The sequence below is a fragment of the Streptomyces sp. NPDC047971 genome, from assembly GCF_040653355.1.
Lineage (GTDB): Bacteria > Actinomycetota > Actinomycetes > Streptomycetales > Streptomycetaceae > Streptomyces.
Map to the genome: position 1 here is coordinate 1 of NZ_JBEZNW010000055.1, position 15006 is coordinate 15006.

Below are 15006 nucleotides of genomic sequence, written 5' to 3' on the forward strand. Positions count from 1 at the left end.
CGGTTGATGCCGTCGATCAGGGAGTGGCGGCAGCCGTACTTGTTGTCGAACTTCGACTTCGTCACGGCGTCGTTCACGTTGATCGCCGGGAAGAGGAGGGTGCCGGCCTGGTGCATCTCGTACAGGCGGTGGACACCGGTCGTGGTCTCCTCGGTCACGCCGCGGATCTCGGACGCGAGCTGGGTCCACTTCTGCGGGTTCTCGCCGAGGGTGCGGTTGAGGAGACGGAGGATGTGGCCGTACTCCTCGCTGTCCGCGGTGGACGGGTCCGGAGCGGAGCCGGCCTTCTCGAACTCGACGCCCTTGTGGACGAGGAGGGTGGCGTCACCGCCGTCGTCCAGGATCATGTTCGGGCCGCCGGTGGGCGTGTTCGGCCAGGTCAGGGCCTGCTCCGTGCACCACCAGTACTCCTCCAGGGTCTCGCCCTTCCAGGCGAAGACCGGGACGCCGGCAGGGGCCTCGGGGGTGCCGTTCGGGCCGACGGCGATGGCCGCGGCGGCGTGGTCCTGGGTGGAGAAGATGTTGCAGGAGGCCCAGCGGACCTCGGCGCCGAGGGCGACCAGGGTCTCGATGAGGACGGCGGTCTGCACGGTCATGTGCAGGGAGCCGGTGATGCGGGCGCCGGCGAGGGGCTGCTGCTCGGCGTACTCGCGGCGGATCGACATCAGGCCGGGCATCTCGTGCTCGGCGAGGGTGATCTCCTTGCGGCCGAAGGCGGCAAGGGACAGGTCGGCGACCTTGAAGTCCTGCTGGGTGGCGGCAGTCGTCATGACTGTGCTGCTCCTCGTGAGATCGGGTTCGAGGGTCGTGTGAGGCGCCTGACACCGCGTCTGGGGTCGCGTGGGCATACGAATGCCCGGGGTGATCCCGCGGTGCAGTCGTCGGAGGCCCTCTCTCCCTCGGCCGGCCCGCGTGGGACCGCCCGACCGCCATCAGCAGCGACGTCTGGCTGGTCACGAATCTACACCGATCAGCGCAGCGACCCACAGTCCGCCCGAGCCCGGGATTAGGCCGGTTCCGGCCTCGACAAGCCCCCGGGACGCGGTCCGGGCGGGGCTGACACCCCCTCCGGGTAGGGTGCGGGCCCTGCACGGATGATCACGTCGGTCCTGGCCGTTCGCGGCCGGGCGGGTGGGCGAGAACGAGGGAGTGGGGCGGATGAGACCGGGGCGGGGACTGCGGATCACGGGGTGGGTGCTGCTGCCCGTGGGGATACTGCTGCTGGTGGGGGCGGTGCTGACGGGGGTGTACGGGTACAGCGCCCACAAGGTCGCCTCGGACTCGATGAGTCCGACCTACACCAGGGGCGACACCGCCTACACCGAGATGGTCGACGCGGCGGATGTGCGGCGTGGGGACGTGGTCCTCTACAACCTGCCCGAGCGCTACCCCGAGGTCGGTGCTCCGATCATGCAGCGGGTGATCGGGGTCGGCGGCGACCGGGTGAACTCTGACGGTCGGCGGGTGTTCCTCAACGGCGAGCCGCTGGTGGAGTCGTACCTCTCCGGGGGCGACCCGGTAGGGGACACGACGCAGGTCTACGACGTGAAGGTGCCCGAGGGGCGGTTGTTCCTCCTCGGCGACAACCGGGGGAACTCCCTGGACTCCCGCTACTTCCGTGACGAGGGGAACGGGGGGACCGTTCCCGCCGATGCCGTCCTCGAAAGGACGCACGACAACGAGGCCGTCATCTACGTCATCGGCCTCGGAGCGTTCCTGGGTATCGGCGCGGCGCTGACCGGGTTCGGCTGCGGGCTCGCCGGGTGGCTGGTCGGCCGTCGGCCCAAGCCGGTCCCCGCGCCTTCTCCGCGGGTTCCTTCCCCGCAGGGATGAAAGAAGCCCCCGGGACCGTGTCGGTCCCGGGGGCCTCGTTCGTCACGCCGGGGCTCGCGTCCCGTCAGTGGCCCGGGCCGCCCGGGGCCTTGGCCGGGTTGACGCCGGCCGCCGCGGCCGACTCGTCGTAGACGTCCGGCTCCAGGTAGATGACGCGGGCGATCGGGACGGCCGTGCGGATGCGCTCTTCCGCCGCGTTGATGGCCGCAGCGATCTGGGCGGCCGTCTCGTCGGTGCGGACGGCGATCTTGGCGGCGACGAGGAGCTCCTCGGGGCCGAGGTGGAGCGTGCGCATGTGGATCAGGCGGGTGACGGTCTCGCCGTCGACGACCGCGGCCTCGATCTTCCGCACGTCCTCGATGCCGGCGGACTCGCCGAGCAGCAGCGACTTGGTCTCGGCGGCGAGGACGATCGCGATCAGGATGAGCAGGACACCGATGCAGAGGGTGCCGATGCCGTCCCAGATGCCGTCACCGGTGAGGAGCGCGAGGCCGACGCCGCCGAGGGCGAGGAAGAGGCCGACGAGCGCGCCGAGGTCCTCCAGGAGGACGACGGGAAGCTCGGGGGCCTTCGCGCGGCGCACGAACTCCTTCCAGGACTGGGTCCCGCGGACCGCGTTCGACTCCTTGATGGCCGTACGGAAGGAGAAGGTCTCGGCGATGATCGCGAAGACGAGGACGCCGACCGGCCAGTACCAGGCCTCGATCGCGTGCGGGTGCTTGATCTTCTCGTAGCCCTCGTAGATGGCGAACATGCCACCGACGGAGAAGAGCACGATCGAGACGAGGAAGGCGTAGATGTAGCGCTCGCGGCCGTAGCCGAAGGGGTGCTGCGGGGTCGCCTCGCGCTTGGCCTTCTTGCCGCCGAGGAGCAGGAGCCCCTGGTTGCCGGAGTCGGCGAGCGAGTGGACGCTTTCGGCCAGCATCGAGGACGAACCGCTGAAGAGGAACGCCACGAACTTGGCTACCGCGATCGCGAGGTTCGCGGCGAGTGCCGCCACGATCGCCTTGGTTCCGCCTGACGCGCTCATGGGTGTACGTGTTCCCTTCGTCGGTGCCCCGGCACTGTTGCCGCCATTCGGCCGGTCATTGTTGCATCAGGCGACCACGGTGGCGCGAAAGACCGTTCCCGTACCGGACAGTTCGGTCGTTTCACCCGCCGGCACGAAGACGGACTCGCCGGGAGCGAGGGACAGTTCGCCCGCTTTCGGCCGGCCCGCGACGGCGAGCAGGATCTGCGGGGTGCCGGTGGTGAGGTCGACGGGCGCGGCGCCCTCGGCCCGTACGAAACGGGACAGGCGGAATTCGTCGATCGGGGTGTCGTAGACCTCTTCGCCCGACGGGGACGCCTCGGGGCGCAGGACGGCCGGGTCGTTCGGCTCGAAGCGGACGACCCTCAGCAGCTCCGGTACGTCGACGTGCTTGGGGGTGAGTCCGCAGCGCAGCACGTTGTCGGAGTTGGCCATGATCTCGACGCCGAGCCCGTCGAGATAGGCGTGGGGCACGCCCGCGCCGAGGAAGAGGGCTTCGCCGGGCTGGAGTTGGATCGGGTTGAGCAGCATGGCGGCGATGACGCCGGCGTCGCCCGGGAAGTGGTGGGCGAGGGTGGCGTACGGGGTGTGGGCGCCGCCCAGGCGGGTGGCGGCTGCCGCGGCCTCGGCGACGGTGTGGGCCATCTCCTCGTGGTCGGCGGTGAGCAGGGCGGTCATGACCTCGCGCAGCGCGGCCTCTTCGGGGTGGGCGTGCAGCAGGTCGACGTACGGCTTGAGGGAGTCGACGCCGAGGGCGGCGATGGTGTCGGCGGCCTCGACGGGGTCGCGGAAGCCGCACAGGCCGGTGAACGGCGTGAGGGCGCAGATCAGTTCGGGCTTGTGGTTGGCGTCCTTGTAGTTGCGCTGCGGCGCGTCGATCGGGACGCCGGCCGCCTCCTCGGCGGCGAACCCGTCCTTCGCCTGGGCGAGGTCGGGGTGGACCTGGAGGGAGAGCGGGGCCCCGGCCGCGAGCACCTTGAAGAGGAAGGGCAGCCGCGGGCCGAACTTCGCGACGGCCGGTGCGCCCAGCTCTCGTTCGGGATCGGCGTCGATGACCTCGTTGAGCGGTCCGCGCTCCGTGCGGGACGGGGCGCCGGGGTGGGCACCCATCCACATCTCGGCCTGGGGCTCACCGCTGGGGGTGGTGCCGAGCAGGTCCGGGATGGCGGTCGTGGAGCCCCAGGCGTAGGGGCGGACGGTGTTGACGAGGCGGTCCATCGAACGATTCCAGCTTTCCTCGGTGCGGGAGGTGGGTCGGCGGAGTGTCTCAGCGGGTGGTGTCCGTGGGGTGTCTCGGCGCGGTCTTCCGGGATACGGCCGCGTACCGCGCGACGCGGCCGGACGGGCGTTGCCGAGGGTCAGTGCTGCGGTGCGATGCCGGCGGAGGCGAGGGCGAGGTAGACGGCGGCGAAGTCGGTGACGGCGAGGAGTTCGGCGAGGGTCTCCAGGTCTCCGCCCTCCTCCGGCTCCAGTTCGCTGATGGCCGTGCCGTGGCTGAGTGCCAGTTCGCGGGCGGCCGGCGCCGCGGTCAGGCCGCCGGCGTCGGCGGGGCGGTCGCGCAGCAGGACGACCCGGGCGCGCAGGGCCTGGGCCTCGTCGACGCGGTCGCGGAAGAAGTCGTCGGGGTCGGCTCCGGCGGCGTAGTCGCCGGCGAGCAGCACGCCGTGGGCGGGCAGCGCCTCGGGCAGTTCGGCGGCGAGCGCCGGCAGTCCGGCCAGTTCGGCGAGGACGGCGGCGAACCGGCGGCCGACGGGCCCCGCGGCGTCGCCCTCGGTCCAGATCAGCGGCAGCGAGTCGGCGAGTTCGGCGGCGAGCGTCTTGGCCGGGTTGCTGTACGTGGCGATGGCCGGCCCGCAGCGTTCGGCCGTGCGGTCCAGGCGGTCGGCGACCTTCTCCAGCGTCTCGGACGGCGCTTCGACGAGGCCGACGCGGTCGAGGAGCGCGAGGAGCGGGGTGAACAGGGCCCACAGGGAGCCGGGGCCGGCGGCCAGTCGCTCCTCGTACTCCTCGGCGCTCTCGTGCGGGGCCATCGCCATGGGCACGAGCAGCCCGCGGGGGCCGCTGACGGCCTCGGCGAGCGGGGTGTTCCTGGGGGCGACGGCGACGACGGTGATGCCGCGGCGGTACGCCTGCTCGACGAGGAGGGCGAGTCCGGGTTCGGAGCCGTCGGTCGTCGGGATCAGGAGCAGGTCCACGGAGCCGGCCCAGCCGGGGAGGGCCCAGCGCAGGGCGCCCGCGGCGGGGGCGACACCGGTGGGCTGGAGGCGGATGACCGGTGCGGAGGCGCCGGCGAGGGCGCCGACCAGATCGGCGACGCCGGCGGCGGCGGTGCCGGGGCCCGCGACGAGGACGGAGCGCGGCCGGCCCTCCGGGCTGAGTTCGGCGATGCCGGCCTCGGCGGCGTGCCGGGCGGCGGTCCGTACCCGCGCTCCTGCCTCGGCGGCGCCGCGGAGCAGGCCGCGGCGGTCGGCGAGGGCGAGGGCGTCCGGTGCGTCGAGGAGGGTCTCGTCCAGCATGGGGCCTCCGGGGGCGGGGCGGTGCGGGTGCGGCCGGTGTCGTGCGCCCGGCCGTCGGCCGGGTTCTGGTTCCCTACCCGCCCCACCGGGGTTCGGATCTTCCCGAGGGTGGGGCGGAGCCGGCCTTACGCCGGGCGGCGGGCCTCGTCCACCAGGAGGACGGGGATGCCGTCGCGGACCGGGTAGGCGAGGCCGCAGTCGTCACCCGTGCAGATCAGCTCGGGGGTCTCGGCCGCCGTGCGGTCGTTCAGCGGCGCGTGGCACGCCGGGCAGGCCAGGATCTCCAGGAGGCCGGCTTCGAGCGGCATGAGGTTTCCCTTCGAACAAACGGTGGTGGTGCTGCCCTTTGGGCCAGGTCAGCCTACCGCCGGGAATCGGGGCGCGCGGCTCGGCCGCCCGGCCCGCTCCGGGACGGGCCTCCCCGGTGGGGAGGGGGCCGTCCCGGGCGGGGCGTGGTGTCAGGCCGTCGCGCGGACGAGCGCGAGGACCTCGTCGCGGATCTTGGCCATCGTGGCCTCGTCGCGGGCCTCGACGTTGAGGCGGAGCAGCGGCTCGGTGTTGGAGGGGCGCAGGTTGAACCACCAGTCGTCCGCCGACACCGTCAGGCCGTCCAGTTCGTCGAGGGTGACGCCGTCCTGGCCGGCGTAGGCGGCCTTGACCGCGGCGGCCCGGCCGGCCTGGTCGGCGACCGTGGAGTTGATCTCGCCGGAGCCGACGTAGCGGTCGTACGACGCGACCAGCTCCGACAGCGGGCCGTCCTGGCCGCCCAGGGCGGCGAGGACGTGGAGCGCGGCGAGCATCCCCGTGTCGGCGTTCCAGAAGTCCTTGAAGTAGTAGTGCGCGGAGTGCTCGCCGCCGAAGATCGCACCCGTCTTCGCCATCTCCTCCTTGATGAAGGAGTGGCCGACGCGGGTGCGGACCGGCGAGCCGCCGTGCTCGCGCACGACCTCGGGGACGGACCAGGAGGTGATCAGGTTGTGGATGATCGTGCCGCCGGGGGTCTTGGCCAGCTCGCGGGCGGCGACCAGGGCCGTGATCGCGGACGGGGCGACCGCGTCGCCGCGCTCGTCGACGACGAAGCAGCGGTCGGCGTCCCCGTCGAAGGCGAGGCCGAGGTCGGCGCCCTCGGCCCGGACCCGGGCCTGGAGGTCGACGATGTTGGCCGGGTCGAGCGGGTTGGCCTCGTGGTTCGGGAAGGTGCCGTCGAGCTCGAAGTACATCGGCACGAGGTCCAGCGGGAGGCCCGCGAAGACGGTGGGGACGGTGTGGCCGCCCATGCCGTTGCCCGCGTCCACGACGACCTTCAGGGGGCGGATCGCGGTGAGGTCGACCAGCGCCTTCAGGTGCGCGGCGTAGTCGGCGAGGGTGTCCCGCTCGGTGATCGTGCCGGCCGTGGCGGCGGGCTCGGGGGCGCCGTCGTCCGTCCAGCGCTCGACGAGAGCGCGGATCTCGGAGAGGCCGGTGTCCTGGCCGACGGGCGCGGCGCCGGCCCGGCACATCTTGATGCCGTTGTACTGGGCGGGGTTGTGCGAGGCGGTGAACATCGCGCCCGGCAGGCCGAGGCTGCCGGAGGCGAAGTACAGCTGGTCCGTGGAGCAGAGTCCGATCAGGGTGACATCGGCGCCGAGGCGGGCCGCGCCACGGGCGAAGGCGCCCGAGAGGCCCGGCGACGAGGGCCGCATGTCGTGGCCGACGACGATCGCGTCCGCGCCGGTCACCTGGACGAACGCGGCGCCGAACAGTTCGGCGAACGTCTCGTCCCACTGATCCGGCACCACCCCGCGGACGTCGTACGCCTTCACGATCTGCGACAGATCAGCAGCCACGGACCAACCCTCCTGAATCCTCGAACCTCGGCACGCGTGTGCGGCGCGTGTGCCACGCGTGTACGGCGTGTGCGGATGCCCAACCTACCGGGGCACGTGTGAGGGAGGGCAGAGCGCCTGGCCGGACGGGCCTCTCGGTGGTCCCGGGAGGCGTGCGCGGAAGGTCGTCCTCAGGAGTCGGGGGAGCGGAGGACGCGGAGGTGGCCTCGGCGGCCCACCTCCACCGGGTCGCCTCCTCGGCCGCCGCCCTTGCCGCCGGCCTCGGCCGTGCGCTGCTGGGGGCGCGCCGCTTCCCGTACCGCGTTGGCGAGGGCTTCGAGGTCGTCGCCGCTGGGGCGGGCCGGGGCGGATCCGTCGGTGAGCCGCACGACCTCCCAGCCGCGCGGCGCGGTGAGGCGCTCGCTGTGTTCGGCACACAGGTCGTAGCAGTGGGGCTCGGCGTAGGTGGCGAGCGGGCCGAGGACCGCAGTCGAGTCGGCATAGACGTACGTCAGTGTCGCGACGGCAGGGCGGCCGCACGCGGTGCGCGAACAGCGACGTACAGGGCTCACGACGTTGGACGGTACCGCACTCTTGAGCGGGCCGCGACGACTCTCCATCAGGTCACTCCACCGTGTCGCGGTGTGACGTCGGACACGGGTCCGCTTCGGGCGGCCGTCCTGACCTGCGCGTAAGGAAGAGAACAGGGGTGGGCACGGTCATCGATCCGGACAACCGTCGGCAGGAATCCGGTCAACCACGGCCAGATGGCCGATCGCCGGAGCCCATGGAAACGAGCCCGCGCCTGGCCGGAACGTTCAACTATCGACAGTCCGGGTCCGGCACGCGGTGAGGCGGTCCGTGTGCGCCGAGGTCGGGGAGCACCGAGGAGAGTTACGCTGCGTCAGTGATGGACAGTCCTGTGCCGCCGAACCCCTCGTCCCCTCCGCCCGAGCCCGATGCGGCGGAGTCCCGTCCGGTTCCGGTGGAGCCGCGGACGCGCCGGCGTGACCGGCACGGCCGCGGTATGCGCGGGCCGGTGGCGCCGCCGCAGGTGCCGTTGTCCGCGACCCGGGCCGACACGTTCCGCGATCTCGTCCTGGACTCGGTGGAGCGCCTGGAGCGGCGCTGGCCGCAGCTGGCGGACGTCGAGTTCATGGTTCTCGACGTGCCGCCCTCGGTGCCGGGCGAGTCGGTGCCGCTGGGCGGTGCCGCTCCCGCGGAGAAGGGCGGGCCCGCCCGGATCGTCGTCTACCGGCGACCGGTCGAGATCCGCTCGAAGAGCCGTGACGAACGGGCGATGCTCGTCCACGAGGTCGTGGTGGAGCAGGTGGCCGAGCTGCTGGGGCTCTCCCCCGAGTCGGTCGACCCCCGATACGGGCAGGACTGACCCCTTCGGGGGAACGACGGCCACCTTCGGGGGAACGTCGCCGCCGGTCACCGGCGGTCCCGGCCGCAGCCGGTCACCGGTCGTCCGGCGCCGCGGGCCCCGGCCTCAGCGGTCCACGCCTCCGTCGCCCCCGGCCTCAGCGGTCCACGCCTCCGCCCCGGGCCTCAGCCGCCCAGGACCGAGAGGTCCTGCTTCGCCCTGGGGACCCGCACCGAGCCCCGGTCGTCCGCGAGGGTCTGGATCGTGAACATCCGGATGCCGTTCTGCGGCAGCTCCAGGACGCGGGCGGCGTGGACGGGCCCTCCGCCCGCGACGGGTTCGACCGTGAGGGCGTAGGAGCCCTTCAGGCCGGCCGGGACGACTCCGGTCACCTTCGTCGTCGTGCCCGCCTTGACCGTGACGGTCCTGGAGACCGTCGTGCCGCCCTGCGTACCCGCCGATGCCGTGACCTTGACCTGGGCCGTGGCGCCGGGCGCCGTCAGCGTGAGGGTCGAGCCGGCCGCGCGGTTGTCGGCGACGGTGGCGCGGGCGGTGATCGCGGCGGTCGCGGGGATGAACGCGACCTCCTGCTTGTCCCCCTTGCCGCGTACGACGCGCAGCGCGGCCACGATCGGGGTGCTCTTCTTCGGGTCCGAGGGGGTGAGCAGCAGGGACCCCGCCTCACCGCGGGTGAGGTCGGGAAGGTCGACGGCCGCGGTCATGCCCGACTTCACGTGCAGGGACTGCGCGCTCGCGGGGACGATCGTGCCGTTCTCGCCGACGAACTGGACCTTCAGATCGGCGTCGTCGTCGCCCGGCGCGTACGCCACCAGGCGCACCGAGGTCGCGTCGGAGGGGATGCCGGGCAGGACGGCGGTGCCGGCCGGGTCGGCCGAGGCGGGCAGCCAGTCGCTGCCGAGCTTGTCGTCGGCGGAGCCGATGACCGCGCCGACGCGCCCGCTGCGGGTCGTGACGTGGACGGTCACGTCGGCCTTCGCGCCCTCACCGGTGAGGGTGGAGAGCAGGACGGGGACGCTGGAGTGGGCCGGGACGGGAATGCCCTCGGTCAGCTGCGACTTGAGCGCGCCCTCGGGGCCGTACAGCTCGATGTCGGCGACGGCCGCGGTGTCGTCGGGGTTGGTGAGGTGGACGTAGTCCTGGCGCTCCTTGGCCGTGGAGGCGGCCGGGAACCAGAAGTCCGTGTCCGGGGCGGAGCAGGCGACGCCGAGCAGGCCGCGCGAGCCGCCGGCCGGGACGACGGTGGTCTGCTGGACCGTCCAGCCGGGGGCGAGGGCACCGGTCGCCGCGCCGGTCAGGGCGGGTGCGGCGCCGCCGTTCGCCTCGGCGCCGACGGGCTTGCCCGGCTCGGTGACGGTTCCCGGGGCCTTGGCGGTGGTGGGCTTGCCCGCCGGTGTGCCGCCGGGGGTGGCGGCGAGCGGAGCGGGCTTCAGCTCGGCCTTCGCGGCGGTGTCGCCCTTGGCCGCCGCGCCGGCGGCGGCATTTCCGGCCGGGGTGTACGAGGTGTAGTCGGTCTCGGCGACCTCGGAGGTGCTGGGCGCCGGGCAGAGCAGGCTGGAGCGCTCGACCGGCATCGGCCCGGTGGCGAGCGGCGGGACCTCGACCGTGCCGTCGGGCGCGGTCAGTGCGGCGAATCCGGTGACGGCGGCGAGGGCGGTGGCGACCGCGATCAGGGAGAGGGTGGTGCGCTTCACTGGTTGCTGCTCCCGTCGGGACGCTGCTCGGTCTCGTAGCCGTAGGTGTACGGGTCGTACTGCTGCTGCCCCTCGTACGGCTCCTGCTGCGGCTGCTGGTCGTACCCCTGCTGCTGGTACGGGTCGTACTGCTGCTGCTCGTAGGGCTGGTCGTACTGCTGCGGGTACTGCTGCTGGTACGGGTCGGCCGCGTACTCGGTGTAGTAGCCCTGCTGGGCGTACTGCTCCTGCTGTTGCTGCTGGGCGTAGGCCGGGTCGTACCCGCCGTCCCAGTCGGCGGCGTAGGTCTGCTCCTGCGGGACCGGCGCCGGCTCCTGCTCGGGAGCCGCCTCGTCCGCCGCCGTGGCGGCGGCTTCCGCCTCGGCCGCGGCGCGCAGCCGGCGGGCCCGGCGGCCGTCGCCCTCCATCGCCTGGGCGGGGATGGCGAGCTCCTCCTCGGGCAGGTCGTCGTCGATCTCGCGGCGGCGTCCGGGCAGGGCGAGGACGAGCAGGACGACGGCGAGGCCGACCTGGCCCCAGATCCACAGGGTGTGGGTGAGCGGCTGGTCGTACGTGAGGTCGAGCTTGCCGCCCTCGGCGGGGAGTTCGAAGCCCTGGGCCCAGCCGTCGACGGTGGTCTTCTTCAGGTCCTTGCCGTCGAGGGTGGCGGTCCAGCCGTCGTCGGCGCGGTCGGCGATGCGCAGGACGCGGCCCGCGGGGCCGGACGGGATCTTCGTGTGCGCCTCGACGGGGCCCGCGGCGACCGCGATCGGCTTGGCCGTCGCATCGGTGCCCTTCGCCGCGTCGGCGGTCTTCGCCGCGGGGACGATGGTGGCGCGGGCGACGACGCGCTCGCGGTCGACGCTCCAGAGGGCGCTGCCGTCGAGCTGGCTGAGCCGGCTGAGGCCGGGGGTGGCGTCGAGGACGCGGCTCATCTGGCGGGGTGCTCCGTCGCGGACGAGGACGTAGCGGATGGCGAAGCCGCTGAGCTCCTGGGTCTGGTCGGCTCCGGAGCCGGCCACCAGGTGCGCGACGACCTTGTCCAGGCGCGGGTCGTCGTCGGCCGCCGCGGTCAGTTCGGCGTCGCCCAGGCGGCCGCCGGAGCCGCGGACCAGGGTGTACTCGACCTCGTCGGGCGAAGTGCCGCCGAGGACGAGGGTGCGGGGCTGGTCGGGGTTGCCGCTCTCCTCGGCGACGAACGCCGGGACCTGGACGGGGTCGCGCCGGGTCAGCGGGCCGTCGGCTCCGCCGATCATCCAGCCGGCGGCGGCCACGACGGGACCGAGCGCGGCGGCGAAGGCGATGAGCGCGGCGACGGGCTGGCGCCAGCCGAAGCCGTGGGCGGCGACGCGGGTGCGGCCGCCCTCGGCGCCGATCATGCCGGCGGCGAGCAGGGCGGCGCCGTAGACGAGGGTGGCGGGGCCTGCCCAGCCGGTGCCCCCCGCGCCGTTGGAGAGGACGGCGAAGAGGAGTCCCGCGAGGGCGGCGGCCCAGGCGACGCGGACGGCGTACTGGCGCTCCTCGCGCAGCAGCGCGGCCAGGGCGGCGAGCACGATGCCGACCAGGAGGAGTCCGCCGGTGGTGCCGGGGCCGCCGGGGTTGATCCCGAGCAGGTCGAGCGCGGAGGCCGTGCCCGTACGGATGTCGAGGCCGGCCTCGCGCAGGAACGCGGAGGGGCTGGTCAGGAGGGAGAGCGACCAGGGGGCCAGGACGAGGACCGGGGTGCCGACGGTGGCGAGGAAGCGCAGCGCGTACGCCGTGATGTCGGAGCGGCGCAGGACGAGGACGCCGAGGCCGAGGACGACGGCGAGCGGCCAGACGATCGGGGTGAACGCCGTCGCGAAGGTCAGCAGGAAGGTGTACGCCCAGGTGGCGCGCCAGCTGCCGCGGCCCTGACCGGTCAGTCCGTGGGCGGCGACGGCGGCGCGGGCGATGAGCGGGAGCAGGATCGCGAGGACGGCGGTGCCGAGGCGGCCGGCGGCGAGCGCTCCGGTGGCGGCGGGCAGGAAGGCGTAGGCGATCGCTCCCCAGGCGCGGAGCAGCCGGGACTCGACGATCGGCCGCGCGGCGAAGTAGGCGGTGAAGCCGGCGAGCGGGACCGAGCAGACGAGCAGCACGGTGAGCGCGAAGGAGGTGGAGCCGAGGAAGAGCGCGGAGAGCGCGGCCAGGACGGCGAGGTAGGGGGGCGCGGTCTGGGTGCCGCCGGTGCCGAGGGCGTGCCAGCCGTCCGCGTACCGTCCCCACAGCTCGGATACGGAGTCGGGGGCCGGGAGCAGGGCGCCGCCCGCGAGCGAGCCTCCGCCGAACAGGCCGCGGCAGGCCACGACGGAGACGAGCAGCAGCAGGGCGAAGAGGACCGGTCCGGGCTTGCGGGCGATCTTCTTCAGCCGGGCGAACTGCTCGACCTCCAGGAAGTCGGCGTCGTCGCCGCCGGGCCCGGATTCGACGACTCCGTGGCGGGAGCCGCCGGAATCGGCGTCGGAGCCGCCGAAGTTCGCGACGATCTGTTCGGCGGTGGCGCGGACGGTGGCGCCGGGCGGCGGGAAGAGCGGGCGCAGCTCGCCCGCGGCGACGGCGGGGTTCTTGCGGCGTTTGCGGGCGGCGAGGATCCGCTCGGGGCGCAGCAGGGTGGCGAAGAGGCCCATGACCTCGTCGACGGCCTGACCGGGCACCTTGCCCACGAGATAGGCGAGCGTGCGCAGCAGCGTGCCGAGGACCAGCCGGATCAGTACGTAGGGCAGGGCGGCGCCGCGGGTGTTGGCGAGCAGGGTGTAGACGGCGCCGGCCTTGTCGACGCGGTGCGGGTTGGCGACCGAGCGGCCCGCGCAGTCGACGGTGCGGCGTTCGCGGGCGGACGCCTCGGCGTGGCGCAGGACGGCGTCGGGTGCGACGAGGACGCGGTGGCCCGCGGAGTGGGCGCGCCAGCACAGGTCGACGTCGTCGCGCATCAGGGGCAGGCGGCGGTCGAAGCCGCCGAGCTCCTCGAAGACGTCGCGGCGGACGAGCATGCCGGCGCTGGAGACGGAGAGGACGGAGCGGACCTGGTCGTGCTGGCCCTGGTCCTGCTCGCGGCGGTCGAGGCCGGTCCAGCGGCGGCCGCTTCGGGCGATGGAGACACCGGCTTCGAGGAGCTGCTTGCGGTCGTACCACCCGCGCAGCTTGGGGCCGATGACGGCGGCGTAGGCGTCCGAGTCGGCGACGCGCAGCAGCTCGGTGAGCGCGTCGGGCTCGGGGGCGCAGTCGTCGTGGAGCAGCCAGAGCCACTGCACGGGCTCGCCGTGCGGGAGTTCGGGCAGGTCGTAGGCGTCGTCGCTCCAGGTCCTGCTGACCGGGTCCCAGCCGCTGGGGCGCTTCAGATAGGTGAGTTCCTCCGGCCCGAGCACGGGGGCGGTGCGGGCGGCCTCCTCGACCGCGGCACCGAAGCCGGTGCGGCGCGCGAGGTGCAGGACGCGGTCGGCGCCGATCGCCTCGGTCAGCAGCTGTGCGGAGTCGTCTGCGCTGCCGGTGTCGGCGGCGACGACGTTCTGCACGGGGCGTTCCTGGGCGAGCAGCCCGGCGAGGGCGTCCGGCAGCCAGCGGGCGCCGTCGTGGGCGACGAGCACGGCGGTGACGACGTGTCGCGGGAACTCAGGAGTTGAGGACATCGAGGTACGGGCCCTCCGGCCGGGGGTCGCCCGCGGGGGGCGTGGGTACGTCTCGGACGGGGCCCCACACTAACGGCAGACACGGAGGGGTTGGCGCGCAGCGCCTCGATGAGGGGCGCTCGCCGCGCCACGGGAAGGCGAGAACGGTCCGCCTCCTGTGGACAGAGCACAGGCGGCGGACCGTTCGTTGTGTACGGGTGTGAGTGGTTTGGGGCGTGGGCGCGGGTCGGGGCGCCGGTCAGACCGCGGCCTTCTTCAGACGACGGCGCTCCCGCTCGGACAGGCCGCCCCAGATGCCGAATCGTTCGTCGTTCTGCAGGGCGTATTCGAGGCACTCGGAGCGGACCTCGCAGGCGAGGCAGACCTTCTTGGCCTCGCGGGTCGAGCCGCCCTTCTCGGGGAAGAAGGACTCGGGGTCGGTCTGGGCGCAGAGTGCGCGCTCCTGCCAGCCGAGTTCCTCGTCCGCGTCCTCGACCAGCAGTTCCTGGAACAACTCGGTCATGTGCGCCCCTCGTCTGTCTTCGCGTCCCCGTGATGTTGCCGCTACCGATTTCGGCCGAACGACACGAGTGAAATTACAAGTTTGTGCTCTGTGCGAGTCAAGCCGGAATCTGCTATTGGGCCCGGTATTCACTCTGCGGAACCAAGGCTATGCGGAAAGTGTTCAAATCACCAAAAACGCGACACATGCCACTGGCCTGTCCCCACCGCTTTCCCCTCTCGCGAAGGAAGACGCCCCAGACGTGGATCTTGTTGCGATCCAGCCACGGAAGCGATCCGGATCACAGTCTGATCACGGGACCCCGACCGCGTTTACGGGCACGGATGTTGCGCCATGTCTCCCGCTCGGCGACTGAACAAACCTTTCTCCGGGCACTGTAACCGGATGAGGTGAAACATTACCCCCAAAACGGGCATTGGGTTGACAGTCGGGTGGCTCGCCCGTCACCTTTGATGCCATGCCAGCGACCTCAGCGCCCGCCGCGACCCACACCCGTGGGTACCGCCGCGCTGTCCAGGCGCGCTGTTGCTGTTGCTGTTCCAGCTGTTGATGCCCCAGAGCTCCAGCGTCTTCCTCTCTCCCCTTGCGACACCCTCCCCGGGCTCCGTCCGGGGGT

Annotated in this window: 12 protein-coding genes; 2 read left to right on the forward strand and 10 right to left on the reverse strand. The window is 73.0% G+C overall.

Translation table 11 applies throughout. The features are described from left to right. Positions 1-770 (reverse strand): adenosylhomocysteinase (locus AB0D99_RS32615; RefSeq protein WP_362370673.1); only part of this gene is annotated, 770 nt, incomplete at its 3' end. 388 nt (positions 771-1158) lie between these two features. On the opposite strand from AB0D99_RS32615, the gene lepB reads away from it, so the two are divergent. After that, complete coding sequence (lepB, locus tag AB0D99_RS32620; protein WP_362370676.1) at positions 1159-1833, forward strand: signal peptidase I; 675 nt, start codon at positions 1159-1161, stop codon at positions 1831-1833. A 64-nt stretch (positions 1834-1897) separates the two neighbouring features. On the opposite strand, the gene AB0D99_RS32625 is transcribed toward lepB, so the two are convergent. From AB0D99_RS32625 to AB0D99_RS32650, 6 genes are all read right to left on the reverse strand, one after another. Next, a complete protein-coding gene (locus AB0D99_RS32625; protein WP_362370679.1) occupies positions 1898-2863 on the reverse strand; it encodes a cation diffusion facilitator family transporter in 966 nt (321 codons plus the stop codon). Between the two features lie 66 nt (positions 2864-2929). Further along, complete coding sequence (gene manA, locus AB0D99_RS32630) at positions 2930-4081, reverse strand: mannose-6-phosphate isomerase, class I (RefSeq protein WP_362370682.1); 1152 nt, start codon at positions 4079-4081, stop codon at positions 2930-2932. Positions 4082-4221: 140 nt separating this feature from the next. Further along, entirely contained in the window at positions 4222-5379 is a 1158-nt protein-coding gene (locus AB0D99_RS32635; protein WP_362370685.1) for an SIS domain-containing protein, read from the reverse strand. Between the two features lie 125 nt (positions 5380-5504). Continuing rightward, positions 5505-5687, reverse strand: a complete 183-nt coding sequence (locus AB0D99_RS32640) for a Trm112 family protein (RefSeq protein ID WP_189550595.1) — start codon at positions 5685-5687, stop codon at positions 5505-5507. A 150-nt stretch (positions 5688-5837) separates the two neighbouring features. Further along, positions 5838-7205 carry a phosphomannomutase/phosphoglucomutase gene (locus AB0D99_RS32645; RefSeq protein WP_362370688.1) on the reverse strand — a complete coding sequence of 456 codons (1368 nt, stop codon included), beginning with the start codon at positions 7203-7205 and terminating at the stop codon, positions 5838-5840. 170 nt (positions 7206-7375) lie between these two features. Continuing rightward, positions 7376-7804, reverse strand: a complete 429-nt coding sequence (locus AB0D99_RS32650) for a DUF3499 domain-containing protein (protein ID WP_362370691.1) — start codon at positions 7802-7804, stop codon at positions 7376-7378. A 290-nt stretch (positions 7805-8094) separates the two neighbouring features. Here AB0D99_RS32650 and AB0D99_RS32655 point away from each other — a divergent pair, with 290 nt between their 5' ends. Continuing rightward, complete coding sequence (locus AB0D99_RS32655; RefSeq protein WP_362370751.1) at positions 8095-8574, forward strand: metallopeptidase family protein; 480 nt, start codon at positions 8095-8097, stop codon at positions 8572-8574. Positions 8575-8738: 164 nt separating this feature from the next. Here AB0D99_RS32655 and AB0D99_RS32660 read toward each other — a convergent pair whose 3' ends face one another. From AB0D99_RS32660 to AB0D99_RS32670, 3 genes are all read right to left on the reverse strand, one after another. Beyond that, the gene (locus AB0D99_RS32660) at positions 8739-10265 is read right to left on the reverse strand and encodes a DUF5719 family protein (protein WP_362370694.1); all 1527 of its coding nucleotides are present in this window, start codon (positions 10263-10265) and stop codon (positions 8739-8741) included. After that, the gene (locus AB0D99_RS32665; RefSeq protein WP_362370697.1) at positions 10262-13888 is read right to left on the reverse strand and encodes a glycosyltransferase family 2 protein; all 3627 of its coding nucleotides are present in this window, start codon (positions 13886-13888) and stop codon (positions 10262-10264) included. Before AB0D99_RS32665 ends, AB0D99_RS32660 begins: the two co-directional genes overlap by 4 nt. 238 nt (positions 13889-14126) lie before the next feature. After that, on the reverse strand, positions 14127-14390 hold the full coding sequence (locus tag AB0D99_RS32670; RefSeq protein ID WP_015033978.1) for a WhiB family transcriptional regulator: 264 nt from the start codon (positions 14388-14390) through the stop codon (positions 14127-14129). Positions 14391-15006: the final 616 nt, after the last annotated feature.